Genomic DNA, 26077 nt, shown 5'->3' with positions numbered 1-26077 from the left:
CAGGGTTGCTCAACAACATCCTGTCACCATTACACCGCACAGGGGTGTAATGGCTGATCTATCGCCAAGCTTATGCCCACAAAAAATACCTTTGGGGCACAAACGAAGCAGCTGTGGAATTTTGGCCACAAGGCTATCATCCATAATTCATTCAGCACTTCCATGTGTCTCGGCACAAAGAATATGAATCTTTAACCTTGATAGGAAAAGAAGGTGGCCCACCTTTTTTAGAGGTGCTTGGCTGGACCAGGCAAAACAAGGTCAGTCAGATGTACGCCAAAGCAGACAAACGACTCATGAGCAAAGGAGATGATGAGGGAATCCTCAGGATCATTCATGGCTACACGCCGCTCCTACATCGGCACCTACGCCTCCTGCAATATTCAACTTGAATATAAGGTTTTTTCTTCCACCTATGGAATTTTTCTCTGGAATCTCTTAGCCTCATGCGGGTCCTGCAGAATCTGCAGGCAGGAGGACTACCATCAGAGCAAGGGCGGAGAGACCCATGAGCAAGAATAAATCTTTTAAAATCAAGGTACTGTCAATTACCTGCGGAGTGACAGCAGCCTTCTCAGCACAACAAGTAGCGGCATCAGGATTTGCGGTTCCCGAGCTCAGCGTAGCCGGTCTTGCCACATCCAACGCGATGGTCGCCAATCACAAGGAGTTGGGTGCCCTGCCCTACAACCCGTCCGCCATGGCCTTTCATGAAGGCAGCTCTGTCAGCTTCGGTGCCCTACTGATCAAACCCGGCCTCAGTGTCACCACCGGCAACGGGACCTTCGACAGTGATGGCAATGGCCTGGTGGCAGTGCCCTCGATCAGTGCACACCATACCCTGACAGAAAACTGGAGCATCGGCCTGGCCGTCAACGCCCCGTTCGGGCTGGAGACCGATTGGTCTAGCTCGACCTTCATCCAGTCTGCACAAAACCCAGGCGGTTATGCTCCTGGAACCTCGATGCCGACCCGTTCCAAGCTTGAAATCGTCGATTTCAGCCCGGCCCTCGCCTACAAACTCAACGACAATGCCAGTCTCGCCGCAGGCGTTGACCTCTACTGGCTGAAGAAGGTGATCTTCAACAGCAAGGTGAACGACGGCGCCAGCTTCCCCGATGTCACGCTAGAGGGCGATGGCAGGGGCGTCGGTTTCCACTTGAGTGGACTCTATGTCGCCGGCGACTGGAGTTTTGGCGGCAGTTACCACACCTCCTCCGATATCCCGGTCGAGGGTCAAATCCAGTCCCCGACCGGCAACTCGGACGCCAATACCAGTCTGGAGGTACCATCAAGACTGCAGCTAGGCATCCGCCACCAGACCACCAAAAAGCTGGCGCTGGAATTCGATTTTACGCGTACCGGCTGGAGTTCTTTCGACTCCATCATCGTCAAGGACAGCACCTATAGCACCACCCTGATGACCAGCGAGAACAAGTGGAAAGACGTCAACGCCTATCGCATCGGCGGTACCTATGATCTTACTCAGGCAACCCAGCTGCGTGCCGGCTATACCTTCGACGAGACCCCACAGGGCGATGAGCGTTTTAGCGTACGGGTACCCGATGCGGACCGCCACCTGTTCAGTATTGGTGTGGGACACAGTTTTGACAACGATTGGTTGCTCGATGTTGGTTATATGTATGTGAAATTCGACGAGCGCACTCTCAACCAACCCGCCCCAACCGGAACCGAATTGAACGGCACCAGCGTGGTTAACGGCACCTACGATTCCGATGTGCACCTGTTTGGCATCAGCATCAACCGCGTCTTCATGTAGATCATCTTCAGACCACGGCCAGGGCAGCAGCCCGGGTTTTTTCGCCCATAAAAAAAGCGCCGCCCCTTGTGGGGGCGGCGCTTGGGCTGCTCAAAACAACGGATCAGATGTAGAGGCAGACATCGCTTTCGCCGGCAAACTCAAAGAATCGCGCCGCGCCAGCGTACTCGACACCATCGATAAAATCAGCGGTATCAAGCTCGAACAGATCAACAGTCATCTGGCAGGCGATCAGCCTCACCTCGGCCTCTTGGCAGAGCTCACGCAGCTCTTCCAGGCTGGCAACACCCTTGTCTGCCATCTTCTTTTTCATCATGCTGGTCATCATGCCCTGCATACCGGGCAGTGTCAGACCCAGTACCGGGAACCACTTGTCCATACCCATCGGCATCGGCATACCGGGATTGCCGAGCGGGGTGACTTCCAGCTGCAGATCCTTCTTCAGGAGCTGTAGACCGTAGAAGGTAAAGAAGATCTCAGTATCGTAACCGAGGGCGGATGCGGTCGAGGCCAGGATAAAGGGCGGGTAGGCCCAGTCCAAGGAACCCTTGGTCGCAATGATGGCTAACTTCTTTTCGTCCATCGATGTCTCTCCTCGTTATGGAGTATCTGGATGGTGATCGAGAGGTCAGGACTTCTTGATCAGGAACTCGAACTTGCCGCCGACTTCCTTGGATTCCACCAGCTCATTACCAGTCTGGTTGGAGAAGGCCTCGAAGTCCTTCACAGAACCCGGGTCGGTAGCGATGATGTGCAGCACTTTACCGGCTTCCATACCGGCCAGGGCCTTTTTTGCACGCAGGATCGGCAGAGGGCAGTTCAGTCCGCTTGCATCCAGTTCTTGATCGAAGTCAGCCATGGTAGGACCTCCAGAATATGATTCTATTCGAAATGTATGAAATAACGGGAGCTAGTTTATATGCGAAGCGCTAATGAAACGCAAGAAAAAAAGCGTCTCCCGACTCCGCTCAACCTCCCGCCAGATGGCGATATCCGCCTCGATCAGCCCGCCATACGGGCAGCGATCTCATAACCTGAACGGGCCCATCCCAGGATGCCGCCGCGCAGGTTAATGACGTTGGTAAAGCCCTGCTGGGCAAGATAGGCGCAGGCATGATGGGAGCGAGCGCCGCTGTGACAGTAGAGAACAACATCCTTATCCTTGGGAATGTCATTGATCTTTATTGGGATCAGATGCATTGCCATATGCTCTGAGTTCGGCAACATGCCTTGCGCTACCTCACCAGCACTGCGAATATCAAGCAGCTGGAGTTCTTCACCATTGGAAAGACGGGTCTGCAGATCGGAAGCATCGATTTCCTGAACTATCACAATAAAAATCCTATTGAATAACCGAGCGCATTAGTATATTAATGTTTCTGCATATTTCAACCCCCCAGCGACACGGGCTACTGCACGCTGCAACCTTGCACCGCACAACCAGGCCGAACGAACGCCATCTGTCATCTTCCTGACCAACAAAACAATCGGTTGTATTTATGGACTTTTTCCCAATTTTTATCGATATCCGCGAACAACCCTGCCTGATCGCTGGTGGCGGCCAGGTCGCTGAACGCAAGGTTTCTGCACTGCTTAAATCCGGTGCCAGGGTAGCCGTGGTCTCCCCCCAACTCACCGCAAACCTGGAATCTCTCGCCGCAGACGGCACCATCACTCACCGTGCGCGAGAGTTCGAGCTGGCGGATATCGATGACTGCCGCCTGGTAATCGCCGCCACGGATGACCCCGACGTCAATCGCCAGATCGCCGAGTTGGCTGAGGCACAGCACATCCCAGTCAATGTGGTCGACCAGCCCGAGCTGTGCCGCTTTATCATGCCCTCGGTGATCGACCGCTCGCCAGTAGTCGCAGCGATCTCCACCGGCGGCGCCTCGCCGGTACTGGCACGCCTGATTCGCTCCCGGCTTGAATCACTGATCCCAGCCGGCTACGGTCGCCTGGCTGCCTTCTGCAGCCAGTTTCGCGATCAGGTCAAAACGACCTTCCACAAGCCTAGCGACCGCCGCATCTTCTGGGAGCGAGCATTGCAGGGCGGCGTCGCGGAACGGGTCTTCTCCGGACATACCGACGAGGCCGAACATCTGTTAGAGCAGGCACTCGAAAAGACCCGACCTAGCGACGAGATGGGTGAAGTCTATCTGGTCGGGGCTGGCCCAGGTGACCCTGACCTGCTCACCTTCCGCGCCCTGCGCCTGATGCAGCAGGCGGATGTGGTGGTGTTTGACCGGCTGGTGGCGCAACCGATCCTGGAGATGACCCGGCAGGACGCAGAACGGATCTATGTCGGCAAGGAGCGGGACAGACACGCCATGCGCCAGGAGGAGATCAACAAGCTGCTGGCGAAACTGGCAAAACAGGGCAAGCGGGTGGTGCGATTGAAGGGCGGTGACCCGTTCATCTTTGGCCGCGGTGGAGAGGAGATCGACACCCTGGCCGCCGAGGGAGTGCCGTTCCAGGTGGTGCCCGGCGTCACCGCGGCGGCTGGTTGCGCCTCCTACGCCGGCATCCCCCTGACCCATCGCGACTATGCCCAGTCGGTCACCTTTGTCACCGGCCATCTGAAGGATGGCAGCATCAACCTCAACTGGGAGATGCTCGCGCAACCGCACCAGACGGTGGTTTTCTATATGGGACTGATGGGACTACCGGTGATCCGTGAACAGCTACAGGCCCACGGGGTGCCAGCGGATATGCCGATTGCCCTGGTGCAGCAGGGCACCACCCATAAACAACGGGTCTTCACCGGCACCCTGGCCAACATCCTGGAGATCGTGGAACGGGAACAACCGAAGCCGCCGACCCTGATCATTGTCGGCCGGGTGGTGGAGCTGCAGGAGAAGCTCTCCTGGTATCAGGCTCCACCGCGTTCAGAACAGGGTGCCACCTCGCCAATCGACTCCTGAGAAGCTCAGGGGCGCACAAGCTGCGCCCCTGCAAGTTTCCAGCTCGCTTCTACGCCGGCGCTCAAAAGAGCTATTTTGGGCTGAGCTGATCCTCTCTCACCCTTGAGGTGAAATAGTCATCCGCCACCTCGATATCAACCGGCTCACCCGCCGCATCCAGCAGGGGCTGCTCATAGTCGTTCCAACCGCGCAGGCCGGTCTTCAACGAGACCACATTCTCATAGCCCAACACCATCAAGGAGAAGGCTGCCAGCACACTACGATAACCGGAGCGGCAGACCACCACCACCTCACGCTGACGCGCCCGCACCAGCTCCGGGATGGTCTCCTCATAATCCCATTCACAGGCCGATTCGAGGATGCCGCGGGGGACGCAGAGCGAGCCCTCAATATGCATCGCATCGTACTCGTAGGGCTCACGCACATCGACCACCAACAGCTCCGGGTTGGCCTGCAGTCGCTCTTCCAGATCCCAGGGCATGATCTCCCCCACATCGGTGAGACAATCGCTGATCAGTTGCAGAAATTTTTTCATTAGATTCTTCTCGGACTCGTTAGGGAGCTTCTGAATGGATCTGGGCCAAGCAGATTGGGATTCCGGACCCAAGATGCGAGACCAGGATTCGTTCAGAGGCTCCTTAGCTACTACAAAACGAACAGGGCCATTTGGCCGCAGCCGCCGCTGCGCCGCCATGATAATTCACAGCCTCAGCCACGCAGACAGAAATTCTGCTCCACCGCGATCACCGCCGCCTCCACCCGGGAGTGCACGTCGAGTTTGCGTAGGATCGCCTTCACATGCAGCTTCACAGTGCCATCGGAGATCCCCAGATTGCGTGCGATCACCTTGTTGCTCTGCCCCTCCGCCAGATGACAGAGGATCTCCCGTTCCCGCGGCGTCAGATCCGCCAGAGAGTGGTGACTCTCCTTCTCCTGGCTCTGCTCACCCCCCTGTACAGCTTTCGCCAAGATGCTGGTCAGCTCTTTTGCAACCACCGAGTTGCCCTGAACGATCTCCTGTAGGGCATCGATCAATTCGTCCGGCTCCATATCCTTGAGCAGATACCCCTGGGCACCATTCTGCAGCGAGTCGATCACATCTTTCTCCTCGCGGCTGGTGGTGAGCATCGCAATCGGCATGTTCGCCTCGCTCTGACGCAACTGCTTGAGCATCTCGATGCCATTCATATTTGGCATGCGCATGTCGAGCAGCACCACATCCGGCCGCTCCTCCAGCACCAGTTCGACACCCTGCAGGCAGTCCCCCACCGCATAGACCTCGATACCACGGCGCTCAAGCAGCTCCTGCAGGCCGATGCGAAACAGCGCATGGTCGTCGATCAACATTACCCGCATCTAATCCACCTCTACAGACCGGGGCGTCGTCTCGGCACGATGGATGGTTAGTTCCACCCGCGTGCCCTCCCCCGGCTCACTTTCAATATTGAGTCGCCCACCGACCCGGCGCGCCCGCTCCTCCATGATCGAGAGGCCGATATGCTCGCCCGGATTGCCCTCCGAGGTAGTCTCTTCAAAACCGACACCATCGTCCTCCACCAGCAGCAGGTAGTCACCCTTGCCACGACAGCGCACCAGCACCCGCACGGTATGCGCCTGGGCATGTTTGCGGATATTCGCCAGCGACTCCTGCACGATACGCAGCGCCTGCAGCTCCTGACTGCTGTTCATATTGATTTTGCGGCAATCTTGCTGAAAAAAAGTCGCGATGCCGGTCTCCTGCTGAAACCGCTCCACCAACTTCTCCAGCGCCGCCAGCAACCCCCCCTGATCGACCCGGGCGCGAAAGCTGTTGATCAGCTCACGCAGCTCCATATGCGCCTCGTCGAGACCGTTGCGAATCCGCTGCACCTCCTGCTGAGCCTCGCCCATCTGCCCCGGCTTCTCCAAAGTCTCCTCCAACATCCGCACCTGAAAGCGCAGACTGGCGAGGGTCTGGGCCAGCGAGTCATGCAGTTCATGGGCCAGGGTGGTGCGCTCTTCGACCACCGAGAGACGCCGCGCCTCCTTGTCGGAACGGTGTTTCGCCACCGCCATGCCGAGGTGACTGCCCACCGTGTTGAGGATATCCAGCACATCCTCACGGCCATCATAGATGCCGGGGCGCTTCACATAGATATGGTAGAAACCGAGCACGTCGCCATGGTACCAGAGTGGCACCGAGACCCGTTCCACCTGCTCCACACTAAAAACACGTCGACCATTTCGCCGTGAACATTCACGCGGATCATTAGGGCAGATGATATCCCCCGGCACCAGCGCCTTGCCGCACTGGCAGAGCCGCACCGGCAGCAGTGCCTCTTCACTCATCAGCCGATCATTCTGGTCGAGGCTGCCGACCAGGCGCACATGCTCATCACTCCCCACCAGATGCACAGTGGCGGAGCGGCCGTTGAGCATCCCCTTCAGCACCCGCAGAAACTGCAGTAGCAGCTCATCCACATTCTCCGATTGGTTGATGCTGGCGGAAACATCATAGAGCAGCTGCAGCGAGGTGGTCTTCTGCGCCAATCGCGCGGTCTGCCGCGCCACCCTGACCTGCATATCCTCGTAGATATCGGTCAACTCCTCGCTAAGGCTGTCGATATCCCGCGCCATCGCGCTCAACACCCCGCTCTTCTCCGGCGGATGGGGCGTGATCACCGGCTCGCCCTGGCAGACTTGGGTGACAGTCTCCTCGAGCAGCGACAGCGGTAGCAGCAGCTGGGTACGCAGCCGCTCCATAGTGACGATCAGCATCACCACCGCCAGCGACACCGCAATCACCAACAGCGGCATGTTCAGCTTGGCATTACCGACATCCAGGTAGAGCAGGATCGCCAATACCAGGGCGGCCAGCAGCGCCAGTGTCAGTACCGAGGCCGGCAGCAGTAGGTGGCCCGACACCAGGATGCGCAGGCTGGGCCACTGTTCGGCGTCGCTCGTCAGGCTGCCGGGGCGGGCTCGATCAGCGCCGGCCACATCTCTCTCCAGTGTCGTCATGGCGCAGATGCTAGCACGATTCCTCACCGTTTAAGTCAGCATCCCGCAACCACTGTTCGAGCCGTTGCAGGCGCCACTGGCGTAACGCCTGGCCCAACTCCGCCCCCTGCAAGCCTGTCGCCTGCAACTGCCGCGCATCGACCTCAGCCAGCGCCCGGCAAGCCAGCTCAATCTGTGGTGCGAGGCGCTGCATCGGCCCAGGCCAGAGCGCCTTGGCCGCCGCTACGAAGCCTGCCAATCGATGCGGCTGCTGTTGCGGTTTCAGGCCAGAGACGGTATCGAGTAACGCCTCAGGCGCAGCTGCCAGAAACCCACCACGATCCGCCTGCTGCAGTTGCCGCAGCAGATCTGCATAGGCACGACCAGCCCGCAGCTGGCGCACCAGCGCCTGCACATCACCACCCGGCCCCAGCAGCGGATAGAAGAGCGCGGCGAAGCGAACATGGCTCTCCGTACTGATCCCGGTGGCCCGCTTCAGCGCAGCAAACCCATCAGTCTCACTCTGCTTAGCGTGACCAGCCGACGAGCCCAGCGCAGTATCCAGTTCGGGCAGCAACCGCTGCAGCGCACCACAGCGCTGCAACACCTCGAAGAAGCGCCAGGGCTGGAGCTCGGCCAGGGACTTCTCCATCTCCCGCCAGATCCGCTCCGGCTTGAGGCTGAGCAGATCGTCACTGGCCGCCATCTGCTGCAGCAGCCGATGGGTGGAGTGGGCGACTCGAAAGCCCCAGCACCCCAGCTTGGCGGCAAACCGGGCCAGCCGCAGCAGCCGTACCGGGTCTTCGATAAAGGCATCGCTGATATGGCGCAACCGGCCGTTTTCCAGATCATCACGTCCGTGGAGGGGATCGATCAGCCGCCCCTGCTGATCCAGCGCCATCGCATTGATGGTCAGATCACGCCGCCGCAGATCGGCCTCCAGAGTCACATCGGGACCGACCTGCACCGCAAACCCCTTGTAGCCAGCACCAGTCTTAGTCTCGGTGCGGGCCAGCGCGAACTCCTCACCACTGTCGGGATGGAGGAACACCGGGAACTCACTGTCGGCGCGACGAAAACCGGCCGCCAGCATCCTCGCCTCATCGCCCCCCACCACCACCCAGTCGCGCTCATGAACCGGCAATTCTAGCAGCTGATCACGCACCGCACCGCCGACCAGGTAGACCTGGACGCCATCGATCTGCGGCCAGTCGCTCACGACTCCCGCTCCTGTTGCTGCAGCAACCACATCTGTTGATAGCGCCCCTGCCGCTCCAGCAGCTCACGGTGGGTGCCCTGTTCGATCACCCTGCCCTGGTCCATCACCAGGATGCGGTCGGCGTCGACCACGGTGGAGAGGCGGTGGGCAATCACCAGGGTCGTGTGGTGGCGCGCCACCTCTTTGAGGGTCTGCTGAATCGCCTGCTCGGTCTTGCTGTCGAGGGACGAGGTGGCCTCATCGAAGATCAGGATCTGCGGCCGCTTCAGCATCGCCCGGGCGATCGCCACCCGCTGCTTCTCACCACCGGAGAGCTTCAACCCCCGCTCTCCCACTCGTGTGTCGTAGCCGTCGGGCAGCGACTCGATGAACTCGGCAATATGGGCCAGTCGCGCTGCCTCTTCGATCTCCTCACGGCTGGCATCGGGGCGGCCATAGGCGAGGTTGTAGAGGATCGACTCATTGAACAGCACGCTGTCCTGAGGCACCACGCCAATCGCCTGGTGTAGCGACTCCTGGGTCAGCGAACGCAGATCCTGGCCATCCACCAACACCCGCCCGCTGGTGACATCGTAGAAGCGGAACAGCAGCCGCGACAAGGTCGACTTGCCGGCGCCACTGTGGCCCACCACCGCCAGTTTCTCGCCTGAGCGGATGGTGAAGTCGATCTGGTGCAGGATCGGCCGCTCCGGCTGGTAGTGGAAATCGACCTGTTCGAAGCGCACCTCGCCGCCCTTCGGCACTAGCGGCTGGGCATCCGGAGCGTCGGTGATCTCGGGTTCACGCTCCAGCAGCTTGAAGATCAGATCCATGTCGGCCAGCGAGTATTTGATCTGGCGGTAGACCATGCCCAAAAAATTCAGCGGGATGAAGAGCTGCAGCAGCAAGGCGTTGACCAGCACCAGATCACCAATGCTCATCTCTCCTGTGACCACGCCGTCAACCGCGAGGATCATGATCAGGGTGACACCGATGGCGATGATGCCGCCCTGACCGAAGTTGAGCAGCGACATCGAGGTCTGGCTCTTCACCGCGTTCTCTTCCCACTCTGAGAGGGTGGTATCGAAGCGATCCAGCTCCAGCCGTTCGTTGCCGAAATACTTCACCGTCTCGTAGTTAATCAGACTGTCAAAGGCCTGGGTGTTTGCCTGGGAATCGAGCCGGTTCATGGCATGGCGGAACTCCATGCGCCACTCAGTGATCGCCAGAGTGAAGCCGATGTAGACCGCCACCGCACCGAAGGTGACTAGGGAGAAGATGATGTCGTACTGGCTCAGCAATATCGCCGCCACCAGGGAGAACTCCACCAACATCGGCAGGATGCTGAACACCATGTAGTTGAGGATCGAACTGACCGAGCGGGTGCCGCGTTCCAGATCACGGCTAATGGCACCGGTCTGGCGTTCCAGGTGGAAACGCAGCGAGAGCTCGTGCAGATGGCTCAGCACCCGGTTCGAGAGACGCCGCATCGCCCGGTAGCGCACCCGCGCGAAGATCGCGTCGCGCAGCTCGTTGAACAGCGAACTGGAGAGGCGCAACGCGCCGTAGGCGAGCAGCAAGCTGAGCGGCAGCACCAGCATCGCTTTATCACTCTGCTCCAGGATATCGACAATCTCTTTCAGCAGCAGCGGGATACCCACGTTGGCCATCTTCGCCAGCACCAGACAGGCCAGGGCGAACAGTGCCCGGCCTCGATACTCCCAGAGAAACGGCAGCATATTCCTAAGGTTGTGGAGGTCCCGCCGGTCGCTGTGGACCCGGGAGTCGGCCATGATGTGTGACATGCTAGAATGCGCCGGTGAAAAAGCGGGATTTTATCGAAATCAGGCGGCTTTGCGCAGAATTCCGTTCAATCCCCAGGGTTGGCTCCGCGCCAGCCCCGTTATATTTAGGCAATTTTTCTGGCTGAAGAGTGATGAGCAACGAGTGTAGTTACAACGAGCTTTACCCCCTACAGGTGCTGGACGACAGCATGGAGCCGGAGTTTCCGGAAAAGTGCATCATCGTCATCGAGCCTGCCGAAGTCTGCGCCACTGGCGCCTACATCATCGCCGAGGTGGATGGCGAACGCTGGTTCCGCCAGTACATCTCGGAAGGCGAAGGCAAAAAACGCCTGGTGGCGCTGAAACCGGGCTACCCCGAGATCGACCTGCAGGGCAGCGAGTTCAAAATCCTCGGCGTGATCGTACAGCGCAACCTGCGCCGTAAGATCAAACACTACTCCCCCTATGTGCCAGACAACGGCACCCCGCAACCCAGCAGCCTGAACTGATCCCCACCGCCATGTGCCTGCAGCGACAGCCTCTCTGCTTCCTGCTGCTGACAACGGTACTGCTGTCGGGCTGCCAGAATCCCTTCTCGGGCGGGCAGCAGGCAGCAAGCGTAAAGCAGAAGAAGCGCCCGCCCAGCGCCCATCTGGTGGTGGTCGAACGGGTGGAGAGACGTCCCAGCACCATCCACCAGCAGCGCAGCGGCACGCTACGGGCACGGCAGCGGGTACGCATCTTCAACCAAGAGGAGGGACGCATCACCCAACTGCCCCTGTTCGAGGGCGACCGGGTAAAAAAGGGCCGCCTACTGGCCCGACTGGAGGATGACCTGCTCAAGGCCGAGCTGGACAAGGCCCGCGCCACCACCCGCCAGGCCCAGGTCAACCTGAAGCGCATCCAGCGTCTGGCGCAGCACAAGGCCACCTCAGAGGATGAGCTGGCCAGGGCCAAGACCGCGCTGGAGGTGGCCGAGGCGGAGCAAAGCCTGCTCGAAACTCGCATCAGCCACACCGTCATCAAGGCCCCCTTCAGCGGCATCATCAGCCAACGGCTGGTAGAACCCGGGGACGTGGTACCACGCCACACGCATCTACTGACTCTGATCGACCTCAACTCCCTGATCACCGAGATCCTGGTCTCCGATCTGCTGATCCCGCAGCTGAAGATCAACGACCCGGTGCAGGTCAGCATCGACGGTCTGGGGCCCACCCTGCACAGCGGCAGAATTCTGCGCATCCATCCGGAGCTGGACCCGAGAAGCCGCATGGGCCGGGTGGAGATCCTGCTCACGCCCAACCCCAAGGGGGCACGCCCCGGCCAGCTCTGCCGAGTCACTCTCAGCAGCGCCCAGCAGGAACGCCTCAGCGTCCCCTTCACCGCACTGCAGCGTGACACCCAAGGCGAATATCTGTTTCGCGTCGATAGCCAGCAACGGGCAGAGCGGGTGACGGTAAAGAGCGGCCTCCATCTGGCCAGCCGGATCGAGATCAGCCAAGGGATCGAACCCGGCGACCAGGTCATCATCAAAGGCTTTCTCAACCTGCGTGACGGCAGCAAGATAAAGGTGGTGGAGGCTCCCTAAGCAGGCTCCGCGAGATAATAGTCCGCAAATGACGCAAAAAAACGCGAATGCTATGTAAGGCTGATTACGCCACTTCAGCCCGTTGTCAGAAATTATTGTTCGCGTTCATGTGCGTTTTTTGCGGACTGACTCCCGGCCTTGATCGATATCTATGCTAACCCGACTTCTCCCGCTACGGCAGCGCCAGTGAACTATTCTAAAAGTGGAAGCCGCAGCACGGCATATTTTGGTCCTGACTGAAGGGGAGAAGCATCATGGATATCAACCTGGCTGACATCACCATCCATGTCGATGAGACGCTGGATGAGAGCGGGCAGAAGCAGCTGGAATCTGCATTTCGCGAACGCGAGGGGGTAGTCTCCGTCCACCACGAAAACAATCGCCCTCACCTCTTCGTCCTTGAATATAATCCCGAAAAAGTCAGTGGCAGAGATCTGCTCAGCATTACCCATTTTCAGGGACTGCATGGCGAGCTAGTTGGGCTCTAAGACCTCTCTCTTGCAAAGGGAATAACATCATCCACAGGTTGAGCGGCAGCCACACTGCCGCTACTATCCTTGTGGCTGCAGGCACCTCTGCGTCAACCCGAGGCCCGGGTATCATTCCACAGGGCCGCTGCTTGCAATCCCAACAACCCCGGAGAGTCCCGCATGAAGCGTGTTACCGTCGTCGGCAGTGGTTTTGCCGCCCTCACCGCTATTCGCAAGCTGCGCAGCAGCGGCATGGAGATGGAGATCACCCTGGTGGCTCCCAAGGCAGAGTTTCACTACCTACCGGGGATCATCTGGATTCCCAGCGGTATCCGTCAGCCGGAAGATCTGATCGTCCCCCTCAACCCCTTCTTCCAGCGCATGCGGGTCAAGCACCACGCCGCTGAGGCGGTCGGTCTGAAGGATGGTGGTCGTACCCTGATCACCAGCGATGGCGAGATCGAAAACGACGGTCTGATCCTCTGCTCAGGCGGCCGCTTCATCAAAAAGCTGCCGGGCATCGAGAACGCCATCACCCCCTGCGAGGGCATTGATGCCGCAGTGCGGATCCGCGAGCGCCTGAAAGCGATGCAGGGCGGCACCATCGCTATCGGCTTTGCCGGCAACCCCAAGGAACCGAGTGCGATGCGCGGCGGCCCGATGTTTGAGTTCCTGTTCGGCATCGACCGTCAGCTGCGCCTGGAGAAACGCCGCGACAAATTCAATCTGATCTTCTTCACCCCAGCCGAAAACCCCGGTCAGCGCCTCGGCCCCAAGGCGGTGGAGGGGCTGGTGCGCGAGATGAAGCTGCGTGACATCGAGACCCACTTGGGGCAGAAGATGAAGCAGTTCACCACGACCAACGTGATCACCGAGGGCGGTGCCTTTCACGCCGATCTGATCCTCTTCATGCCAGGCATGACCGGCAACCTGTGGTTCGACAATACCGAGCTGCCACGCTCCCCTGGCGGGCTGATCAAAGCTGATCTCCAGTGCCGGGTGAAGGGAATGCCGCAGGTCTATGTGGCGGGTGACTCCGGCAGCTTCCCTGGTCCCGAGTGGATGCCAAAACAGGCACACATGGCGGATCTGCAGGCGGAGGCGGCAGCCACCAACCTGGTCGCTGAATTCAAGGGGCATGAACCGACACAAACCTTCAAGGTGGAACTGGTCTGCATCATCGACAGCCAAACTACCGGCATGCTGGTGGCACGCACCCAAAAACACAATATCGTGATGCCGAGCATGCGCCTGTTCCACTGGCTGAAGCGTTTCTTCGAATGGTGGTATCTACGCAAATATCGTTAATTCACCGCTGCCGGCAATCAACTGCTGCTGACAGCCTGGGTCACGCCCCAGCTAAGAATCTGATTCCTAAAGGGTATTTGTCCATTGGAATGGATATAATGCCCACATGAGCAGCATGGAATCACAACACCGGGCTCCGATACCGTTCGAGCAGGAAGAGCATAAGAGCGAGCTCTATATCAACCGAGTGCGCCTCTGGCTCACTCTGCTCTATATTGGGGCAGCTGTAGGCATCCGTCAGGAGATTCCCGCCCACTCTTTCCAAATGATCCTGTTTGGCTCTCTGATCAACCTGCTGTATGCCGGTGTGGTCCATCTGCAGCTGCAGAAGGGCCCTATGGTCTGGTGGCTACGCTATGTCTCAATTTCCACCGATATACTTCTGCTCTCGCTAATAATCTTCGCGTTTGGCGGCTATCGCACCCTCAAGACCGAGGCCTTTCTGCTCTACTTCATCTGGGTCGGCCTCTCCACACTGCGCTTCTCGCCCCGCCTGACCCTGGTCTCCGGAGCATTTGCCGTGGCCGCCTACAGTTTCGTCACCCTCGTCACCATCAGTAGCGGCGGCGTCCAGCTCGGTTCTATCACCGAGGCCTTCACCAGCGATTCCGTGAGTGGCAGTAACAGCCTGCTGCGCATCGCCTTCCTTGCCTTCTTTGTGCTGCTCGCCAGCTATATCTCCAAGCGCTACCGCAGCATTGTCGAGCGAGCCATCGTCTCAGGACTGGAGGAGGAACGCAGCCTGCGGCTGATCTACACTCTTGACCGCCTGCGCGCCACCCAGAAAGAGCTGGCCCAGCGAAACCGGGAGCTAGCCCATCTTTCGGAGGTTGATGCCCTCACCCAGCTCTACAACCGGCGCAAGATCGACCTAATCCTGCAACAGATGGCGCTGCAGAGCCGCAAGAGCAACACCGCACTCTGCGTGATACTGCTCGACATCGACCACTTCAAGTCGGTCAACGACCAGCATGGTCATCAGATGGGCGACAAGGTGATCCGGGCTGTCGCCAGCCAACTGCGCAACGGACTACGCGGCAACGACGAGGTGGGACGCTGGGGTGGCGAAGAGTTTCTCATCATCTGCCCCGAGACCAACAAGCATGACGGCATGGCCCTCAGCGAGCGGCTGCGCCAGCGCATCGAGGCACACGAGTTCCCAACCGGCGAGCCGCTGACCTGCAGTTTCGGCGTAACCTGCCTGCTCTCCGATGACAACTCCGACAGCCTGATGAAGCGGGTCGACGACGCGCTCTACCAAGCCAAAGAGAACGGTCGCAACCAGGTTGCATTTATCTGAGCCAATCTATTCGCGCCGCACGCGGCGCGAATCAACATCAACCAGCCCGTGCGCCAATCAATCGATAGACCGCCGGGATCAAAAGCAGCGTCACCAGGGTCGAAAAAGAGAGCCCGGAAACGATGGTCACCGCCAGCGGCTGCAGCATCTCCGCCCCCTCCCCCAGGGCCAGAGCCAGCGGCAACATGCCTGCCACCGTGGTCAGTGTGGTCATCAGGATCGGCCGCAGCCGCAATCGCGCTGCCTCAACGATCGCTGCATCCAACGCCACCCCCTGCTGCAGCTGCAGGCTGATATACTCCACCAGCACGATCGCGTTGTTGACCACGATCCCCGCCAGCATGATCAACCCCAGCCAGACCGGCATCGAGAGCGATAACTCGCTCCACTGCAGCCCCAACACCACACCAATCAGCGCAAACGGCACGCTCAACATAATCACCAGCGGGTTGCGCAGCGACTCATACTGCACCGCCATCACCACAAACACGAGAAACAGCGCCAGTCCCAGCAGCAACTGACCCATCTCACGTCCCTCCCTCAGCTGCTCCAGACCACCACCGTCGTAGATACGGTAACCCGCCGGCAGCTCGAACCCTTCCAGCACTTTGTCGACACGCTGCATCGCCTGCTCGAGTGAGACTCCTTTGCCCAGCGAGGCACTGATCTCCACCACTCGCCGCTGTTGATCACGGTGGATCGATGAGGGTGCCGGAAGCAGCTCGATCTGCGCCAGTTCACCAAGCCGCAGCGGCACCCGCGGCTCGCTGCGACTGAAGATAATGATCGACTCCACATCAGCGGGGTTGGCAATCTCGTCACGACTCAGGCGCAACCGCACATCCACGCTCCGATCCCCTTGCAGGAATTCAGTCACCTTGATCCCACCGAGGGCGAGCTGCAGATAGCGCCCCACATCCTCCACGCTGAGACCAAACCGCGCGGCCCGCTCGCGATCGACCCGCACTGAGATCTCCTGGCTCACATCCTCGCTGGAGTGGCTCAGGTTGCTCAAGCCTTCCACCTCCCGCAGCCGCACCACCAACTGCTCGGCCAGCCGCGCCAGGGTCTCGAGATCCGGGCCCTGCAGGCGCAGATCCACATCATCCTCGCCCCGATTCAGGCGGATACCGCGAATCCCCCGCACCCGCATATAGAGCCGCACCCCCGGCAGCTGCAACTTTTTTACCGCCTTTTTCATACGCGCAACCCAGACGCGGCTGTCGATGCCGCGCTGACGGATCGGCTTCAACGTCAGCTGCAGACTGGCACGATTAGCGGCCTGATACTGGGAGCGGCCAAACACCGAGCCGCCCGACTGGGTGAAGATCGTCTCCACCTCCGGCTGCTCGCTGAACAGGGTTTCAAGACGCCGCACGATGCGATCCATATTCGGCAGGTTGATGCCGCGATCGGCAGTCACGCTGACATAGATACGCCCCTCATCCATGTTCGGCAGAAACACCTGACGCCCCTGACTCAGCAGCGGCCAGATCAGCGCCAGCGCGGCGATGAACAGCAGCGGCAGTAGCCAAGGGGCCCTCAGCAGCTGTCGTACCAACCAGCCGTATCCCGCCTGCAGGCCATCAAAGAGCTGGTTTACACCGCGCCGCAGCAACGCCTCACGCCGCGCCGGGATGCGCCCGGCCAGGGCCGGCACCAGGGTCAGGGCAACCATCAGCGAGGCGACGATCGCTGCTGAGATAGTGAAGATCAGCTCACGAAACAGCAGCCCCACCAGCCCGCCGATAAACAGAAACGGCAGTACCGCAGCCAGATTGGTGGTGGTGGCGGCGACGATGGCGCTATTGACCTCCGACGCCGCCCGTCCCGAACTCTCGGCAACAGAGAGCGTTTCATCCCCCCGCCGTTCACGCTGATGACGGTAGATGTTCTCCAGCATCACGATGGTGCTGTCCACCAGCATGCCGATGCCCAGCGCCAGGCCGCCCAGGGTCATGATGTTGAGGGTCAGACCCGCCGACGACATCAGGATGAAGGTTACCAGGATCGCAATCGGGATCGCGCTGCCGATGATCAGGGTGCGGCGCAGGCTGCCGAGAAAAAGATAGACCACCAACATCGCCAGCAGCCCACCGATCGCCGCTGAGTTGAGCGCATTGCTCAGGGTACGGCGGATATAACGGGCCTGGTCATCCACCGCGCGGATCTCGATATCCTCCGGGATCAGCCCCTTGTGCTCCAGCTCAGCGAGCCTGGCCAGCACCCCATCGACCACCTCGATGGTGTTCGCCTGGGGCTGTTTCTGGATCGACAGCTTTACCCCTGGCTGCTGGTTGAGACGAATGCGCAGGGTCTCATCCTCTGCCCCATCCACCACCTGCGCCACCTCGCTCAAGTGGATCAGGCTTTCGCTCTGGTCGGCGCCGAACGTGCGCAACGGCAGTTGGGCAATCTCCTCCACCGAACGGAAGCGCCCGGCGGTGCGGCCGCTGATCTCTCCCTGAGGCATCATCAGCCGCCCGCCCGGGGTGTCCTGGTTGGCCGCCTGCAGCGCCGCCTCCAGATCGAGCAACTGCAGATTAAGCCCGGCAAGACGGATCTGATCGGGGATTACCTGGATCTGCCGCACCCGCCCGCCACCGACCTCTGCTGCCGCCACCCCCGGCAGGGTCAGAAACCACTTGCCCAAGTCGTAATCGGCCCAGCTGCGCAGCTCCACCGCATCGCGCAGGGTGGAGCTGACCACAAACTCCGCCACCGGCCGCTGCGAGGGATCACGCTTGTAGATTACCGGCGCTTCAATGCTATCGGGCAGAAAACGCTTGGCCCGGTCGAGGCGGGTGGAGGCATCGCGCAGCGCCTGGTCGATATCGGTGCCATAGGCGAAGGAGAGATCCACCGCACTGCGCCCCTCGCTGGTACGCGACTGGATGTGGATCGCATCCTCAGTGATCGCCAGCTGTTCCTCCAGCTGACGGGTGACCCGATCCTCCATGATGCTCGCCGGCACGCCGGGATCGAGCACCCGCACCCGCACATCCGGGTAGATGATATGCGGCAGCAAATCCACCCCTAGGCGTCCCAACGCAAAGATCCCGAGCACCATCACCGCCAGGGTAATCATCACCACCCCGATCGGGTGGCGAATCGACCAGGCAGCCAGCCCGCCACCGATGTTCTTTGTCATGAAAAATGCCCCGCTCTCAGCACCAGCCAGATTCAAAGCAGATCATAATGCCGCAAATGAACGCCAATAGACGCACATTCAAATGTATGAAGCTCAGGGTCGGAGTCAATTGCGGTAAATGGATGTGTATTTTCCCACAATCTCAACGCAATCGACTCCGCCCCTTGATGAACCTCAGCATATTCGCATTAGCCAGGCATCTTGCCTATGCTCCAGCAGATGAGTTGCCACTTTGATATCTACCATCCGCTCCGTCCGACGGACCTGAGCTGGCACATCAGAAGACCCTGATGCAGCGTATTCTGATGCTTTGCGCCAACCATCCCCGGTGGGCGCTCGCCACACTGCTGATCCTCTCGCTGCTGGCGGCGACCCAGCTGCAGCGGGTGCAGGTGCATATCTCGGCGGAGGAGCTACTGCTACTCGATGATCCGGAGCGGGACTACTACGAGCAGATCAGTCAGCAGTTTGGTGACGAGAAGATCGTGCTGCTCTATCTGCGGGATGGGGAGATGATGGCACCAGGAAAGTTGCAGGCGTTGCAACAGGTGATCGGCACGATCAAGGCGCTGCCTTTTGTCGATCGGGTGGAGAGCCTGTTCTCTGTCCCCTATCTGAAGAGCGTCGATGGCTATCTCAACAAAGACCCCTACCTAGCCAAATTGCCAAAAGATCTCGCCGCAGGCAGGACGTTGGAAAAGCAGGCGCTCACAGACCCCTTCATCAAACATGTACTGCTCTCCGATGACGGCCAAGTGATGACCGCAGCGATCGTCCTGAAGGAGACGGTCAGCGGCCTTGATGATCTTCGCATCACCACATCGATCGACCAGCTAACCAGGCCGCTGTCAGGACACTACGCGCAGTTTTTTACCATCGGCTACCCCTATGTACGCACCGCCATCGCGCGGCAGATCCAGCAGGAACAGACTGACCTCTTCCCCATCGCCATCGCCGCCCTGCTGATCGCCCTGTTTCTGCTGCTGCGCCAGTTTGTCGATATCCTCACCCCAATCCTTACCGCTGGCATCAGCATCCTCTGGACCCTGGGGTTGATGGGGCTCAGCGGCATCCCTCTCAATGTGGTGACATCGATCGTGCCGATCCTGCTGATCATCGTCGGCTCCACCGAGGATATCCACCTGCTCTCCGAGTTCCGCCACGGCCAGCGTCAGGGCATGACGACCCAGGTCGCCATCCAGCACATGGCGCGCAAGATGGGGCGTACGGTGCTGCTCACCTTCGCCACCACCTACGTCGGTTTTCTCTCGGTGGGGCTGAGCCGCATCGAGGTGCTCTGGCAGTTCGGCATCCTCGCCTCCACCGGGCTGTTGTTTAACTTCATCGCCACCATCGTGCTGATCCCTGCCCTACTGTCGCTTGCCGGACGCTGGCAATTGGATGGTCGATCCCGCTTTGTGCAGGCCAAACCGGGCAGGCTGGCGGATGCCTATTGGCGGGGGTTGCAGCGCTACCGTTGGGCCATTCTGCTGGTTCTGCTCGGCATCACCGTGATTGCCGCCTTGGGCGTACCCGCCATCCAGGTCAACCACAGCACCATCGAAAGCCTTGGCCGGGATTCGGCCGTGCGGCAGCAAGTGGAGGCAGTGAATAGTGATCTGGCCGGGCTTGAGAACTTCTCCATCATCCTCGACTCCGGCATCCAGGACACCTTCCTCAAAGTCCGTTATCTGGAGGAGATCGTTGAGATACAGCAGTTTATCGACAGCCAGGGGATCTCCCGCTCCACCACCTCATTCGCCGACTATCTGTCTATCCTCAATCGCGCCTTTCAGGAGTTGGATGAGGCCGAGTTGCCGGAGTCGGACGATGTGGTGAACGAACTGATGATCTTTCTCGACCACAAGCATGTGCATGCCTACGTCTCCGAGGACTACAGTCGGGTACGCATCCTGGTCCGGCACGCCGCCGACTCGACCCGCGAACTGCAGTCCTTCGTTGATGCCCTGCAGGAATTCATCGACCAGCAGCTCGATCCCGGTCTGCAGGCGCACATCACCGGCTCCTCGGTACTCACTCTCTCAGCCACCCGATCCATGATCAATGGACAGTTGCAGTCGATCTTGCTGCTGCTGCTCTTCTTTGTGCTGATCATCTCGGTGCTCTTCACCGATCTGCGGGTCGGCCTGCTGGCCGCCCTGCCCAATGCCTTCCCGGTGGTGGTGCTGTTCGGCGTGATGGGTTTTGCCGGCATTCCCCTCAACATCGGCACCACCATGGCGGCGGCCATCGCCATCGGCATTGCCGTGGACGACACTCTGCACTTCATGCTGCGCTACAACCAGGAGCTGCGCTCATCCCGCCATCAGGCCCTCGCCATGCACGCCACTCTGGCCAACGAGGCCCTGCCGGTGATCTCCACCTCAGTGGCGCTAATTGCCGGCTTCCTGGTCTTTACCCTGTCTGATTTTCAGCCCATCGCGCTCTTCGGGCTGTTGAGCGCACTGGTCATCGCCACCGCTCTGATCGCCGATTTCGTCATCACGCCACTGGTGATCTCTTCCCTGCGACTGGTCAGCCTGTGGGATCTGCTCTCAGCTCAACTGCGTCAGGAGGTCATCCCGCAGAGTGTACTGTTCCGGGAGATGCGGCCCTGGCAGATCCGTCGCTTCATCCTCGCCAGCACCGTGACTGAGTACGCTGCAGGAGAGCAGGTGTTCAAACCCGGCGACAAAAGCCATGCCATGTATCTGGTGATGCAGGGTGCGGTGGAGGTGAGCATGCCGGGCAGAGAGAACTCGGAGAAGAGACTGGTCGTCAACCGTTTTGCCCCCGGCAAATTATTCGGTGATATCGCCCTGCTCGCCGACGAACCGCGCAAAACCCAGGCGGTGGCTCTGGAGAAGAGCAGCCTGCTAGTGCTCAGCAGAGATAGCCTCCGCAGTGTCACCCTACTCCATCCGTTTATAGGCAGCCGCCTCTTCTACAACCTCGCTACCGATGTCAGCTGCCGCTGGGTCACATTCATCGACAAGATCAATCCACCAACATCCACTGAGACGGTCCCAGCAAAGCGAGGGGATAGAAATGTTGCTGGCCCGAAACACGAGAGGCAGAATGGAATCCAATAAGGTGATTCGATGAAACAGTCTCTAAACCAACAACCTAATAACGCACATGCAATGCGTCACCCACTCTGCTGGCTCCTCCTTCTGATGGCCATCTCTGCCGCTTCCGAGGCCGGCCATGCCGATCTCTACTTCAGTGCACCCTACAGCGGTCAAAAGGTCACCGAATATGAAGTCAACCTGCCGATCAGCCGGCATATTAAAAAGCCGTTCCGTATCCCTGCCGACTGTGCTGCGGCACAGGCTGCCTTCCGACAGGGAGCCCAACAGTGGTGTAATCGCGTGGAGCGCACTATCTGGAGCAAGGTGCAACAGGATTGTGACTATGTGAATTTTCTGTACCGGTTTAATGGACCACCAACCCATGACTTTGTCAGTGGTTATGATTTCATGAATGCCAAACTGCACGATCTGCCCATTCAGGTCGATTGTAATCCAGAGAGTGACTCAGGCAACTGCCGTCCCCTACCGCCCGGTGTACCCGACCTAACCCGTATTCTGACCAGAGTCGAGCCCAGCAGTGAGAAACCGGCGAACGATCTCCAGGCCTGCCGCATTAAAAACGGCCTTTTCCGTGGTCGCATCGACTTCAAATCGACAGGTCTCGACTGCGAGACCGATCCCTTGGCCACCGGTTTTCGGGTGATTGCCATCGACTATGCCGATGTGAATGGCGATGGTTATCAGGATGTCACCCTGCGGTTGCTGCCCCTAGGACGGGGCGGTAGACGCGGCCCTCTGATCCTGCCATTAACCCGCAAACAGGCAGATGGACCTTTTACCATTCCACAGAACCTGCCCGGCCCCGTGCCCAGACCCTGATGTAATAATACGATAGGGGTTAGGGAGCCTCCCCGACCTCCAAACCGTGTGTACGGTTTTCCCGCGCACGGCTCTCCAGTCGGGCGTTGCCTCGTCGTGACTGGCTCGCCAATATCCAGGCTCCTGATAAGGTGCAAGATCCCGCATTAACGAAGAATACATTTGGCCAGCGATGATGGTCGAAGCGTTAGTCCTTGAGCTGTCAAAGCCCCGTGGACCGCGGCCCTCGGCCATAATATCCACGATAACAGCGCCCTCGCTTTCAAGTAGGCCCTCGCCGAAGACGACGACACTGCAGACGGCGGCAACGGCGAGACCGCCGACAACCGCTACCGTCCATCTGGCAGTGGAGTTCTGAGCCAACCTAGGGAAGCTGGGCCACAGCCGATATCCACCCCCACCGCAGCGGGGATGATCGCCCCCTTGTGGGGATCACCGCACCCACCGTGGCACCAATGCCCAGGAACTCATCCGGCATCCCCACCACATGGTGGTGCACGAGGTCGAGTCTAGCGATGTTGCCCAGTTGCTGCAGCGCGGTGGGCTCCATCTCATCGGTGTAGATCCGCAGCGGCACCCGTCCCTGATCAAGGATCATCTTCACTGGCATAACGTCTTCTTGCCCACCAACAAGAGAGTGAGAGTGGTTCACTTGTAAATACGAACGATTTGCAATAACATTTGCATCAAGGTCTATTTTTAGGTCACTTGGTGAGATCAACAATGTACGCCAAAACAACCAGCAAGAGCAGCCACCCTGCAACACCTGCCACCTTAGCCCACGCCTGGCTACTCCACCGCCAGGCAAAACAGCACACAGAGAACCATAGAACAAGACGTTGGCGGCTAATGCGCGAGGCCCTGTTGCGCTAGCCGGATAGCATCGGGGCAATCTGGCACCAACCTCTGCTGGGCAGACGGCCTCATCGAACACCGTCTGCCCAATCAGCCACTCTCACATCCCTGCACATCCATTCGAGACGATCATGAAATATCTGCACCAACCGATGCTACTGCTGCTCGCCACCCTGATGCTGCTGCCTGCCGCCCAGGCCGACGATGAGATCGTCGTCTACTCGGCCCGCAAGGAGCATTTGATCAAGCCGCTGTTCGACGCCTACACGCAAAAGAGCGGAGTAAAGATCCGTTACATCACCGACAAAGCCGGACCGCTGCTGGCACGGCTAAAGGCGGAGGGGGCCAACACCCCGGCGGATCTGCTGATCACGGTGGATGCGGGCAATCTCTGGCAGGCGGCCGAACAGGGTGTGCTGTCCCCTATCGACTCACAGAGCCTCAGCGCCAACGTGCCGGAGCATCTGCGCGCCCCCGACAACAGCTGGTTCGGCCTCTCGGTGCGCGCCCGCACCATCGTCTACAGCAGCGAGCGGATACAGCCGGGAGAGCTAAGCAGCTATGCGGCGCTAGCCGATCCCAAATGGAAGGGCCGCCTCTGTCTGCGCACCTCGAAGAAAGTCTACAATCAGTCGCTGGTGGCGATGATGATCGCCCGCCTGGGGGAGGAGAAAACGCAGCAGATCGTCGCGGGCTGGGTCGCCAACCTGGTCGCGCCGCCCTTCTCCAGCGACACCAAGACGATGCAGGCAATCCTCGCCGGCCAGTGTGACCTGGGCATAGTCAACACCTATTATTTTGGCCGGCTGCAGAAAAAAGATCCATCGATCAAGCTGGCACTGTTCTGGCCCAACCAGCAGAGTAGCGGCGTACACATCAACGTCTCCGGCGCCGGCATCACCCTTCATGCCAAGCACCGCGACGCAGCGGTGAAGCTGCTGGAGTGGCTCGCCTCCCCCGAAGCCCAGGCCCGATTTGCGGCCCTGAATATGGAGTACCCGGTCAATCCGGCGGTCCAGCCCGATCCGGTGGTGACCACCTGGGACGAGTTCAAGGGCGACCCGCTCAACGTTGCTGAGGCAGGAAGGTTGCAGGTCAAGGCGGTGATGCTGATGGACCGGGCCGGCTACCGCTGAGCCATGTCCACCGCTCCCTCTCATTTTCAGTCAACGCATGCGGCCCGGCTGTCTGATTCAGGAGTACGGCTACCAGGCTGGCAGCTGGGCAGCCTAGCGCTCGCGGCACTGATCGCAGTACCGCTGCTGCTGATCTTCTCCGGCTGGTTGCAGGGGGAGAACGCGGTCTGGCACCACCTTGCTGAGACGGTGCTGGCGGAACTGGTGTACAACACCCTGGTCCTGCTCGCTGGCGTCACAGTCGGAGTGCTGCTGCTCGGCGTCGGGCTGGCTTGGCTCACCAGCCTCTGTGAGTTCCCTGGACGGCGATTCTTCGACTGGGCGCTAATGCTGCCGCTGGCGGTACCCGCCTATGTGCTGGCGTTCGTGGTGTTGGGGCTGTTCGACTTCACAGGCCCCCTGCAGGGGCTGCTGCGGGAGCTATTCGGCCGAGGCGGCTTCTGGTTTCCTGAGGTGCGCTCCAGCGGCGGGGTGACCCTGGTGTTGGTACTGGTGCTCTATCCCTATGTCTACATGCTGGCCCGCTCCGCCTTTCTCACCCAGGGGCGCGGCACCCTGGAGGCGGCGCACAGCCTCGGTCTGACACCACGGGCTGCATTTTTTCGCGTGGCCCTGCCGATGGCCCGCCCCGCCATCGTCGCCGGTACCTCACTGGCGTTGATGGAGACCCTGGCCGATTTCGGCACGGTATCGGTGTTTAACTACGACACCTTCACCACCGCCATCTACAAGGCCTGGTTCGGCCTGTTCAACCTACAGGCCGCCTCCCAGCTCGCCTCGCTGCTGTTACTGTTTGTCGCCCTGGCGCTGGTCGCAGAGCGCCGCCTGCGCGGCCGCGCCCGCTACCACGAGACCAGTCGCGGCGCCCCGCCACAGCGCTTCCGACTGCAGGGCTGGCGGGGCGGTGTAGCTAGTTCAGCAGCGGGACTGGTGTTCAGTCTCGCCTTTCTGCTGCCGCTGATCCAGCTGCTGATCTGGGCCTGGCAGGTGGTGCAGCAGGATCTCGACCCCCGTTATTTCGAGCTGCTCACCCACACTCTGGCACTGGGCGGCATCTCCGCACTGATCACCATCATCGTGGCACTATTGCTCGGCTGTGCACGGCGCTTTCACGACAACCGACTCACCGCCAGCTCGGCGCGCATCGCCACCCTCGGCTACGCCCTGCCCGGCTCAGTGCTGGCGGTGGGCATCATGCTGACCTTTAGCAGCCTGGATAATCTGATCAACGCGATCTGGCGCATCTTCGATAACACCCCCCCTGGGCAGATCTTCGGCGGCAGCCTGCTGGCGCTGCTTAGCGCCTATCTGACCCGTTTTCTGGCAGTCGCCCACGGCCCCATCGAGAGTGGCCTAGGGCACATCCGACCGAGTCTCTCCGATGCCGCCCACAACCTCGGCTGTCGTGCACTCGGGGTGGTGCGCCGGGTCTACCTGCCACTGTTACGCCCCGGCCTGCTCACCGCACTGCTGCTGGTGCTGGTGGATGTAATGAAGGAGATGCCCGCCACCTTACTGCTGCGCCCCTACGGCTGGGACACCCTGGCAGTACGCATCTACGAGATGACATCCGAAGGCGAGTGGGAACGTGCTGCGCTGCCGGCGGTAACCCTGGTGTTGGCCGGGCTGCTGCCGGTGATCCTGCTAGTACGCAGCTCCAGCCATCCCCATTCAGCCCAACCACACTGACCTC

21 protein-coding genes are annotated in these 26077 nt (G+C 59.9%); 11 read left to right on the top strand and 10 right to left on the bottom strand.

Going from position 1 to position 26077, the window contains the following annotated elements:
* Nucleotides 1-508: 508 nt before the first annotated feature.
* Nucleotides 509-1780 (top strand): OmpP1/FadL family transporter, encoded by a 1272-nt coding sequence (locus L0Y14_RS03755; protein WP_005960769.1) that lies wholly within the window; start codon nt 509-511, stop codon nt 1778-1780.
* 103 nt (nt 1781-1883) lie between these two features.
* Here L0Y14_RS03755 and dsrE2 read toward each other — a convergent pair whose 3' ends face one another.
* The 3 genes from dsrE2 to L0Y14_RS03740 form a co-directional block, all read right to left on the bottom strand.
* The gene (dsrE2, locus tag L0Y14_RS03750) at nt 1884-2363 is read right to left on the bottom strand and encodes a sulfur carrier protein DsrE2 (RefSeq protein WP_005960770.1); all 480 of its coding nucleotides are present in this window, start codon (nt 2361-2363) and stop codon (nt 1884-1886) included.
* 45 nt (nt 2364-2408) lie between these two features.
* Nucleotides 2409-2639, bottom strand: a complete 231-nt coding sequence (locus L0Y14_RS03745) for a sulfurtransferase TusA family protein (RefSeq protein WP_005960771.1) — start codon at nt 2637-2639, stop codon at nt 2409-2411.
* 143 nt (nt 2640-2782) lie between these two features.
* Complete coding sequence (locus L0Y14_RS03740; RefSeq protein ID WP_005960772.1) at nt 2783-3112, bottom strand: rhodanese-like domain-containing protein; 330 nt, start codon at nt 3110-3112, stop codon at nt 2783-2785.
* A 167-nt stretch (nt 3113-3279) separates the two neighbouring features.
* Between L0Y14_RS03740 and cysG the strand changes: the two genes are divergently transcribed.
* Nucleotides 3280-4704, top strand: a complete 1425-nt coding sequence (gene cysG / locus L0Y14_RS03735) for a siroheme synthase CysG (RefSeq protein ID WP_006475334.1) — start codon at nt 3280-3282, stop codon at nt 4702-4704.
* Nucleotides 4705-4774: 70 nt separating this feature from the next.
* On the opposite strand, the gene L0Y14_RS03730 is transcribed toward cysG, so the two are convergent.
* The 5 genes from L0Y14_RS03730 to L0Y14_RS03710 all read right to left on the bottom strand — a co-directional run bounded on the left by L0Y14_RS03730 (nt 4775) and on the right by L0Y14_RS03710 (nt 10686).
* A complete protein-coding gene (locus L0Y14_RS03730) occupies nt 4775-5239 on the bottom strand; it encodes a rhodanese-like domain-containing protein (RefSeq protein ID WP_006475335.1) in 465 nt (154 codons plus the stop codon).
* Between the two features lie 173 nt (nt 5240-5412).
* Nucleotides 5413-6060, bottom strand: coding sequence for a response regulator (locus tag L0Y14_RS03725; RefSeq protein ID WP_005960775.1), 648 nt, complete (start codon nt 6058-6060; stop codon nt 5413-5415).
* The gene (locus L0Y14_RS03720; protein ID WP_081417712.1) at nt 6061-7704 is read right to left on the bottom strand and encodes an ATP-binding protein; all 1644 of its coding nucleotides are present in this window, start codon (nt 7702-7704) and stop codon (nt 6061-6063) included.
* A gap of 10 nt (nt 7705-7714) precedes the next feature.
* Nucleotides 7715-8902: a tRNA nucleotidyltransferase/poly(A) polymerase-related protein gene (locus L0Y14_RS03715; protein ID WP_251859251.1), complete on the bottom strand. Its 1188-nt coding sequence runs from the start codon at nt 8900-8902 to the stop codon at nt 7715-7717.
* Nucleotides 8899-10686 carry an ABCB family ABC transporter ATP-binding protein/permease gene (locus tag L0Y14_RS03710; protein ID WP_040819825.1) on the bottom strand — a complete coding sequence of 596 codons (1788 nt, stop codon included), beginning with the start codon at nt 10684-10686 and terminating at the stop codon, nt 8899-8901. The genes L0Y14_RS03715 and L0Y14_RS03710 overlap by 4 nt, the downstream gene beginning before the upstream one ends.
* Before the next feature lie 131 nt (nt 10687-10817).
* Here L0Y14_RS03710 and L0Y14_RS03705 point away from each other — a divergent pair, with 131 nt between their 5' ends.
* The 5 genes from L0Y14_RS03705 (at nt 10818) to L0Y14_RS03685 (ending at nt 15331) form a co-directional block, all read left to right on the top strand.
* Nucleotides 10818-11174 carry a S24 family peptidase gene (locus tag L0Y14_RS03705; protein WP_006475339.1) on the top strand — a complete coding sequence of 119 codons (357 nt, stop codon included), beginning with the start codon at nt 10818-10820 and terminating at the stop codon, nt 11172-11174.
* An 11-nt stretch (nt 11175-11185) separates the two neighbouring features.
* Complete coding sequence (locus tag L0Y14_RS03700) at nt 11186-12253, top strand: efflux RND transporter periplasmic adaptor subunit (protein WP_005960780.1); 1068 nt, start codon at nt 11186-11188, stop codon at nt 12251-12253.
* Between the two features lie 254 nt (nt 12254-12507).
* Nucleotides 12508-12741 (top strand): hypothetical protein, encoded by a 234-nt coding sequence (locus L0Y14_RS03695; RefSeq protein ID WP_005960781.1) that lies wholly within the window; start codon nt 12508-12510, stop codon nt 12739-12741.
* 162 nt (nt 12742-12903) lie between these two features.
* The gene (locus L0Y14_RS03690) at nt 12904-14031 is read left to right on the top strand and encodes an NAD(P)/FAD-dependent oxidoreductase (protein ID WP_006475340.1); all 1128 of its coding nucleotides are present in this window, start codon (nt 12904-12906) and stop codon (nt 14029-14031) included.
* A 106-nt stretch (nt 14032-14137) separates the two neighbouring features.
* Nucleotides 14138-15331: a GGDEF domain-containing protein gene (locus tag L0Y14_RS03685; RefSeq protein ID WP_006475341.1), complete on the top strand. Its 1194-nt coding sequence runs from the start codon at nt 14138-14140 to the stop codon at nt 15329-15331.
* Between the two features lie 37 nt (nt 15332-15368).
* Here L0Y14_RS03685 and L0Y14_RS03680 read toward each other — a convergent pair whose 3' ends face one another.
* Nucleotides 15369-18482: an efflux RND transporter permease subunit gene (locus L0Y14_RS03680; protein ID WP_240991692.1), complete on the bottom strand. Its 3114-nt coding sequence runs from the start codon at nt 18480-18482 to the stop codon at nt 15369-15371.
* Between the two features lie 290 nt (nt 18483-18772).
* Between L0Y14_RS03680 and L0Y14_RS03675 the strand changes: the two genes are divergently transcribed.
* Together L0Y14_RS03675 and L0Y14_RS03670 are read left to right on the top strand one after the other, a co-directional pair.
* Nucleotides 18773-21574: an MMPL family transporter gene (locus L0Y14_RS03675; RefSeq protein WP_251859250.1), complete on the top strand. Its 2802-nt coding sequence runs from the start codon at nt 18773-18775 to the stop codon at nt 21572-21574.
* A gap of 84 nt (nt 21575-21658) precedes the next feature.
* On the top strand, nt 21659-22393 hold the full coding sequence (locus L0Y14_RS03670; RefSeq protein WP_006474237.1) for a hypothetical protein: 735 nt from the start codon (nt 21659-21661) through the stop codon (nt 22391-22393).
* A gap of 364 nt (nt 22394-22757) precedes the next feature.
* Here the strand turns inward: L0Y14_RS03670 and L0Y14_RS03665 are convergent, their stop codons facing one another.
* Nucleotides 22758-23003: an RtcB family protein gene (locus tag L0Y14_RS03665; RefSeq protein WP_006474238.1), complete on the bottom strand. Its 246-nt coding sequence runs from the start codon at nt 23001-23003 to the stop codon at nt 22758-22760.
* A 376-nt stretch (nt 23004-23379) separates the two neighbouring features.
* On the opposite strand from L0Y14_RS03665, the gene L0Y14_RS03660 reads away from it, so the two are divergent.
* Nucleotides 23380-24384 (top strand): Fe(3+) ABC transporter substrate-binding protein, encoded by a 1005-nt coding sequence (locus L0Y14_RS03660; RefSeq protein ID WP_006474239.1) that lies wholly within the window; start codon nt 23380-23382, stop codon nt 24382-24384.
* A 3-nt stretch (nt 24385-24387) separates the two neighbouring features.
* Nucleotides 24388-26073: an ABC transporter permease gene (locus L0Y14_RS03655; protein WP_006474240.1), complete on the top strand. Its 1686-nt coding sequence runs from the start codon at nt 24388-24390 to the stop codon at nt 26071-26073.
* Nucleotides 26074-26077: the final 4 nt, after the last annotated feature.

The sequence above is a fragment of the Candidatus Endoriftia persephonae genome, assembly GCF_023733635.1.
GTDB classification, from domain to species: Bacteria; Pseudomonadota; Gammaproteobacteria; order Chromatiales; family Chromatiaceae; genus Endoriftia; species Endoriftia persephonae.
This window is presented reverse-complemented; position numbering and strand designations above follow the sequence as displayed.

Excerpts from the sequence above, each read along its gene's own strand:
- L0Y14_RS03670 (WP_006474237.1), top strand. The coding sequence starts at position 21,659 with ATGGCCATCTCTGCCGCTTCCGAGGCCGGCCATGCCGATCTCTACTTC.
- L0Y14_RS03720 (WP_081417712.1), bottom strand. The coding sequence starts at position 7,704 with ATGACGACACTGGAGAGAGATGTGGCCGGCGCTGATCGAGCCCGCCCC.
- L0Y14_RS03655 (WP_006474240.1), top strand. The coding sequence starts at position 24,388 with ATGTCCACCGCTCCCTCTCATTTTCAGTCAACGCATGCGGCCCGGCTG.
- L0Y14_RS03695 (WP_005960781.1), top strand. The coding sequence starts at position 12,508 with ATGGATATCAACCTGGCTGACATCACCATCCATGTCGATGAGACGCTG.
- L0Y14_RS03710 (WP_040819825.1), bottom strand. The coding sequence starts at position 10,686 with ATGTCACACATCATGGCCGACTCCCGGGTCCACAGCGACCGGCGGGAC.
- L0Y14_RS03690 (WP_006475340.1), top strand. The coding sequence starts at position 12,904 with ATGAAGCGTGTTACCGTCGTCGGCAGTGGTTTTGCCGCCCTCACCGCT.
- L0Y14_RS03730 (WP_006475335.1), bottom strand. The coding sequence starts at position 5,239 with ATGAAAAAATTTCTGCAACTGATCAGCGATTGTCTCACCGATGTGGGG.
- L0Y14_RS03725 (WP_005960775.1), bottom strand. The coding sequence starts at position 6,060 with ATGCGGGTAATGTTGATCGACGACCATGCGCTGTTTCGCATCGGCCTG.
- L0Y14_RS03745 (WP_005960771.1), bottom strand. The coding sequence starts at position 2,639 with ATGGCTGACTTCGATCAAGAACTGGATGCAAGCGGACTGAACTGCCCT.
- cysG (WP_006475334.1), top strand. The coding sequence starts at position 3,280 with ATGGACTTTTTCCCAATTTTTATCGATATCCGCGAACAACCCTGCCTG.
- L0Y14_RS03680 (WP_240991692.1), bottom strand. The coding sequence starts at position 18,482 with ATGACAAAGAACATCGGTGGCGGGCTGGCTGCCTGGTCGATTCGCCAC.
- dsrE2 (WP_005960770.1), bottom strand. The coding sequence starts at position 2,363 with ATGGACGAAAAGAAGTTAGCCATCATTGCGACCAAGGGTTCCTTGGAC.
- L0Y14_RS03755 (WP_005960769.1), top strand. The coding sequence starts at position 509 with ATGAGCAAGAATAAATCTTTTAAAATCAAGGTACTGTCAATTACCTGC.
- L0Y14_RS03700 (WP_005960780.1), top strand. The coding sequence starts at position 11,186 with ATGTGCCTGCAGCGACAGCCTCTCTGCTTCCTGCTGCTGACAACGGTA.
- L0Y14_RS03660 (WP_006474239.1), top strand. The coding sequence starts at position 23,380 with ATGAAATATCTGCACCAACCGATGCTACTGCTGCTCGCCACCCTGATG.
- L0Y14_RS03665 (WP_006474238.1), bottom strand. The coding sequence starts at position 23,003 with ATGCCAGTGAAGATGATCCTTGATCAGGGACGGGTGCCGCTGCGGATC.
- L0Y14_RS03705 (WP_006475339.1), top strand. The coding sequence starts at position 10,818 with ATGAGCAACGAGTGTAGTTACAACGAGCTTTACCCCCTACAGGTGCTG.
- L0Y14_RS03675 (WP_251859250.1), top strand. The coding sequence starts at position 18,773 with ATGCAGCGTATTCTGATGCTTTGCGCCAACCATCCCCGGTGGGCGCTC.
- L0Y14_RS03685 (WP_006475341.1), top strand. The coding sequence starts at position 14,138 with ATGAGCAGCATGGAATCACAACACCGGGCTCCGATACCGTTCGAGCAG.